We start from the raw sequence: 6258 nt of genomic DNA, 5'->3' as shown, positions 1-6258 counted from the left end.
ACTCAAATCATACTATATCGCCAGCAGGAGTAAAAGCAGAGCAAAGTCTCTATCAGATAAATATGGCGGTATTCCAATCAGACTAGACGAGGTAAATGAGTTGATTCCCGAAGTAGATTGCCTGATTTCCGCTACAAATGCGGACAAACAAATAATTAAACGTTCGGCACTTGAGAAGTTAGGAAAATTCAAGTCACCGAAAGTATTTATCGATCTCGGAATGCCTCGAAACGTCGATCCGGAAATAGGTAAGATAAAAGGGATTCACTTGTTTAATATTTCGAATTTAGATGAATCGATTCGAAACTCCATCCAATTACGGAAACAAGCGGTTACCAAGGCTGACGTGATCGTATTGAACGAACTGAAATCGTTCAGACAATGGCATCGAAAATATGTAGAAAGCGATATATCAAAATCCCTTATAAAGCACTTCAATATTGTCAAGGAAGAAGTACTTGCTATCAATAGTCATAAAATGAGTAAAAAGGAATTTGAGCAAGTTGACAAAATCACATCGTTGTTAGTGAATCGACTTCTCCATCAGCCCTTGAGTTTTTTGAAAAATGATGATGGTCCACATCGTGAACTGCTCCTCAAAAAAGGAGTTCTCGATAAATTGTTCGGACTTCAGAAACAGACGAATGGTAGATAATCTGGTTATTGGTTCGCGCGGCAGTGAACTTGCGTTATGGCAGGCTGAGTGGGTAAAAAAAGAACTCATCAAGGCTTATCAAGATATTAAAATCGAAATAAGAATTATTAAAACAAAAGGTGACGTGGTCCTTGACAAGCCTCTTCCATTGATTGGAGGCAAGGGAGTATTTACCAGGGAGATCGAACAGGCTCTGTTGACTGAGGAAATCGACATTGCTGTTCACTCATGTAAAGATTTACCTACACTGATGACGGAAGGTTTGGTAATCGGCGCCATACCCGCCCGTGAGACAGCGTCAGACGTCCTGATGACGGCAGATGGTATGGGACTTGATTCGCTAAAACCCGATTCGGTTATCGCCACAGGAAGCTTGAGACGCGCCGCACAATTATTACACTGTCGTAAGGATTTGAAAACAGTTGACATCAGGGGTAACGTTCCAACGAGGCTAAGAAAATTCAACGAGTCTAATTGGGAGGGATTGATCTTAGCTTACTCCGGGCTAAAAAGATTAAATCTATTAAACGGAAATTGTGTAGTACTCGATCATAAGAATATGCTTCCGGCTGTCGCGCAGGGGGCGCTGGCTATACAGATAAGAACCGATGACACGCAAATATCCGATACCATATCAGTTCTGAATGATAAAAACTCTTCAGATGCCGTAACCGCAGAAAGGAGCCTCCTCAGAAGGCTTGAGGGAGGATGTCAGGTTCCGATCGGCGCCATTAGCACAGTCGATAACAGCGAATTAAAAATCGAAGCCCAAATAACGAGTCTAAACGGAGCTGTGGCTGTCAGAGACAGACTATCGGGAGATCGCGATAACGCAGAGAAATTGGGTATCGAGCTTGCGGAAACATTGCTTCGAAACGGAGGCGAAGAAATTTTGAGTGAGATCAAAGAACTAACAAATTCTAACCCTTTTCCTGAAGCATAGAATAAATACAAATGAGTAAACCTTTGAATGATATCGGGGTTCTGGTTACCCGCGCCGCCCATCAGCAGACTGAAATTGAGTCGTTAATAGAGAATGAAGGCGGGACTCCTTACCCCGTCCCTTTGATAAAAATTGACTCGCCTGAATCATGGGAGAGCGCAGACTCAGCTATCAGTGACATGAATTCGTACGATTGGATTTTGTTCACAAGCGTCAATGGAGTTGACGGTTTTTGCGGACGGGCAGGACAAAGCGGCAAAAATATAAGTCACCTGTTGCCCGAAAAGATCGCTGCGGTAGGCTCAAAGACAAGAAAAAGGCTTGAGGATCTCGGATTGGAAGTTTCTCTTCAACCTGAAAAATATGACGGTGACAATCTTTTGAATTCATTTGACAAAGAGAATATGAAAGATAAGAGAATACTTTTCCCCGGAGCACAATATGGTCGGGAACGGTTGATCAACGGACTTATCAAAATTGGAGCAAACGTGATTTCGGTTCCGGTTTACCGCACCATCCCGAACGATGATGTCGATTTAAAAAAACTTATTTCGCTTTTTGAAGATGGTGTTATACAGATTGCCACATTTTTCAGCCCTTCGACCTTTAGGGTTCTCTTAAATCATCTTCCCATTAAAGTCACGGAAAGCACCATAAACAAATCGGTAGCGGTAGCAGTGATAGGATCTACGACATCAAGATATGTGAACGGATTGGGTTTCAAGACGGAAATTGTTCCCGAAGAGCATACGGCGCCCGGTCTGATCGAAGCGATGAAGAATTGGGCTAAATCTTCCGGAGTCGTAGAAAATTAACGAACGACACCAGATTTATCATATACGATGAAGGAATAAACAGCCGTAACTATGCAAAATTCGTTAATCATTGACGCTATCAAGGGTAAACCTGTCAACAGAACTCCTGTCTGGATCATGAGGCAGGCAGGGAGATATCTTCCTCAATACCGCGAAATTAGAGGGAAAGTAACTCTGCTTGAAGCGTTTCATTCTCCGGAGATAGCAGCGGAACTTACTCTTCAACCGATAGAGTTACTCGGGGTAGACGCCGCAATCATCTATTCGGATATCCTGCTGATTCCCGAAGCGATGGGGATGTCGTTAGATTATATTCCGGGAAAAGGTCCGCTGTTTGAGAATCCTCTGCGCGCAGAACCGAATATTGAAAGACTGAGAATAAACTCGGATTTTGAAGATAAACTGTCATTTGTTTCGGAATCTATCAGAAGCGTAAAAGCGAAGTTGGATAATTCCAAACCGTTGATAGGCTTTGTCGGTTCGCCGTGGACCCTTGCTGTTTATATGATTGAGGGAGAGAGCACAAAATCATTTGTCAATGCCAAAACTTTTATATACAAGGAACCTGATTTATTCAAAGAGTTGCTGGAAATATTGACGGAAGCGGTAACCCGGAGTCTTAAATTACAAATAAATGCGGGAGCTGATTTAGTTCAGTTGTTCGATTCGTGGGCAGGACTATTAAACCCCCAACAATTTCTTGATATCTCTCTCGCATCAATGAAAGAGGTAATCAAGAATTTGAACAGCAGTGTTCCTGTAATTGTTTTCGCAAAAGGCGCGGGTCACACTGTCGACGTCTTAGCCGACAGCGGCGCTGATTGTCTCGGAATCGATTGGGGAACAAGCCTTTCCAAATCGAGGAAAATTGTAAATGACAGAGTAGCCCTGCAAGGGAATTTAGACCCTGTGGTGTTGCTTTCAGACCCGGAAACAGTTAGAAAGGAAACGATAAAAGTTCTTGAGGCATACGGAGAGGGGAAAGGACATATATTCAATCTCGGACATGGGATATTGCCCGAAACACCCGTGGAAAATGTGAAAACGTTGATCGAGACCGTTAAATCGGAAAGTCCTAAATTTCATAAAGAAAGTTGATGATGGAAAATAAAAATAATCAGTCTACACTGTTTGATGAAGAGCTTATTAAACGCTACTCTAAACCGGGACCGAGATATACGAGTTATCCGACGGCTCCAATGTTTAGCGAAACAATAGGACCAGCCGAATTTCGAAATGAGATTGCCGAAACGAATAACTCTTCAGAGCCTGCGGATCTTTCGCTGTATTTTCACATTCCGTTTTGTGACACGCTTTGCTATTTCTGCGCCTGCAACATGATGATAACTCATGACGATGATAAAAAAGAGAAGTATCTCGGATATCTGAAGAAAGAGATTGATATGATCGCGGAACTAACCGAAAGCAGCCGAAAAGTATCACAAATGCATTGGGGGGGAGGAACGCCCAGCTATCTTTTTCCATCACAGATAATAGGTCTCGGAGGATATATTCAAGATAGCTTCACTTTTGACGATGACGCGGAAGTCAGCGTCGAGATTGACCCGAGGGGACTGACCCGCGAGCATCTCGAAGCCTTTAGAGAAATCGGCTTCAACCGGATAAGTATGGGAGTCCAGGATTTTGATCCTGAGGTTCAGAAGGCGATAAACAGAATTCAGCCGGAAGATATGACGACTCAGGTGGTTGACTGGTGCAGAGAGTTAGGATTCAAAAGCATCAATTTAGACCTTATCTATGGATTACCGCATCAGAGCGTCGAAAAGTTTCGTAAAACGGTTAAAACGGTTATCGAAATAAAACCGGAGAGGATAGCCACGTTTAATTACGCTCATGTTCCATGGATGAAAAAACATCAGACGCTGATCAAAGATGAATGGCTTCCAAGCGCGGATGAGAAACTTAAATTGCTCCATCTGGTGATTGATGAGTTCACCTCCGCGGGCTATGAATTCATCGGGATGGATCACTTCGCGTTTCCCGAAGATGAAATAGTTGCCGCTCAGAATAACGGCACGCTCCACAGAAACTTTCAGGGATATACGACCAAAAAAGGATGTGACCTTATCGCAATGGGAATAACGGGGATCAGTGAAGTCGGTAATATTTACGCTCAGAACGTTAAAACTTTGGACGAATATTATGAAGTAATCGATAACGGCGAACTTGCTACTTTTAAGGGTTACAAACTCAGCAACGAAGATAGGCTGAGAAAAGAGATCATTATGCAGCTGATGTGCCATTTTTATTTGGATAAAACGTCATTCGGCGATGCCAACAATCTGAGTTTTGATGAACACTTCTCAGATGCGCTTGAAGCAATGGAGCCGATGAGGGTAGACGGTCTGTTGGACATAACAGATGACAGCATAACGGTTTTGCCAGCCGGGAGGTTGCTCATAAGAAATATCACAATGTCATTCGATGAGTACCTTACGGATAACAAAGAAAAGAAATTTTCAAAAACCATATGAACCGAAACTCGGGGAAAATCGCCGTTATTTTACTGAATTTGGGCGCACCCGAATCTCTGGATGACATAAAGCCGTTTTTAAGTAATCTATTTAACGACCCTGATATAATTGACCTGCCTATGGGGAAAATCCTTCGCCCAATATTAGCGTGGAACATCACAAGAAAACGGCTGCCGGAATCTATGCAGATATATGAGAAGATCGGGGGAGGTTCGCCTTTACGCCGACTATCACAAAAACAAGCAGAAGCGCTCGAATCTAAACTAAGCGAAAATGGTGATTTCAAAGTTTATATAGCGATGCGTTACTGGTATCCGTTTACGGAGACCGCCGTAGAAGAGCTGATCGCAGAAGGGATAAAAAAAGTGATACTTCTCCCTCTGTATCCTCAATATTCAATTACTTCTACCGGGTCAAGTTTACATGAATTTGAACGGGTTATAAAAAAAAGAAAAGACGCCGATATAGAATTCAGACTTATACACGACTACCATGATTTTCCTTCATATATCGATGCGCTCACGGAGAAGATCCGGGAAGGTGTCGCAAAATTCAACGGTGTCGGCGATGATGATCTGCATCTTTTGTTCAGCGCGCATGGTGTGCCGCTGAGCGTGATAGAAAAGGGGGATCCCTATGAGAAGCAGGTGCGCGCTACTGTCGACTTAGCTGTGGCCAAATTGGAGAACAGGAATCCCCATTCGATCAGTTTCCAGAGCAGAGTCACCAAAGTAGAATGGCTCGGTCCCGCTACGGACAAGATCATACCTGAATTAGGAAAAAACGGAGTTAAGAATCTTCTCGTAATTCCGGTCGCCTTCGTGAATGATCACTCAGAAACCCTTTTTGAGCTCGGCATATTTAACCGTGATTTAGCGACCAAAGCAGGTATGGAAAGGTATGAGGTCATGCCGGCTCTGAACGATTCTCCGAAATTTATCAGCGCTCTGAAAGAACTGGTGCATCAAGGGATTGAATCCTGGAACTGAGTGAATCCGATACTGTCCCGGTTGCAGTTATTGGCGGGGGTATTTCCGGCTTGTCAACCGCATTCTGGCTTGATAAATTCGGGATTCCCGTTTGTTTGTTCGAGGCCGGCGACAGGGTCGGCGGAGTGATAAACACCACCCTGAAAGATGGATTCCTCATCGAGCATGGACCATCGACACTTCAAGGAAGAACAAATGAACTATTGGAAACGGTTGATGCTGCCGGCTTAAAAGATGAAGTGCTATACGCAAACGATATTCAGAAGAACCGTTATATCTTGAAGCGAGGGAAACCGGTTCCTGTTCCGCTCGGGCCTGTTTCTTTTGCGACCACGAGTTTGTTTTCTGTTTCCGCCAGGTT

General features: G+C 43.6%; 7 protein-coding genes. All 7 read left to right on the top strand.

Annotation, left to right across the window (positions count from 1 at the left end):
• Positions 1-655, top strand: a 655-nt coding sequence (locus IID12_09415; protein MCH8289306.1) for a hypothetical protein, incomplete at its 5' end; no start/stop codon positions are given.
• Complete coding sequence (hemC, locus tag IID12_09410) at positions 645-1598, top strand: hydroxymethylbilane synthase (GenBank protein ID MCH8289305.1); 954 nt, start codon at positions 645-647, stop codon at positions 1596-1598. The genes IID12_09415 and hemC, both read left to right, overlap by 11 nt.
• Positions 1599-1621: 23 nt before the next feature.
• The gene (locus IID12_09405; GenBank protein ID MCH8289304.1) at positions 1622-2413 is read left to right on the top strand and encodes a uroporphyrinogen-III synthase; all 792 of its coding nucleotides are present in this window, start codon (positions 1622-1624) and stop codon (positions 2411-2413) included.
• A 51-nt stretch (positions 2414-2464) separates the two neighbouring features.
• On the top strand, positions 2465-3511 hold the full coding sequence (locus IID12_09400) for a uroporphyrinogen decarboxylase (GenBank protein ID MCH8289303.1): 1047 nt from the start codon (positions 2465-2467) through the stop codon (positions 3509-3511).
• Between the two features lie 2 nt (positions 3512-3513).
• Positions 3514-4908 (top strand): oxygen-independent coproporphyrinogen III oxidase, encoded by a 1395-nt coding sequence (gene hemN / locus IID12_09395; protein MCH8289302.1) that lies wholly within the window; start codon positions 3514-3516, stop codon positions 4906-4908.
• Positions 4905-5897 carry a ferrochelatase gene (gene hemH, locus IID12_09390; protein ID MCH8289301.1) on the top strand — a complete coding sequence of 331 codons (993 nt, stop codon included), beginning with the start codon at positions 4905-4907 and terminating at the stop codon, positions 5895-5897. The genes hemN and hemH overlap by 4 nt, the downstream gene beginning before the upstream one ends.
• A gap of 50 nt (positions 5898-5947) precedes the next feature.
• Positions 5948-6258, top strand: a 311-nt coding sequence (locus tag IID12_09385; GenBank protein MCH8289300.1) for an FAD-dependent oxidoreductase, incomplete at its 3' end; no start/stop codon positions are given.

This window comes from Candidatus Neomarinimicrobiota bacterium (genome assembly GCA_022567655.1).
Lineage (GTDB): Bacteria > Fidelibacterota > SORT01 > SORT01 > SORT01 > JADFGO01.
This window is presented reverse-complemented; position numbering and strand designations above follow the sequence as displayed.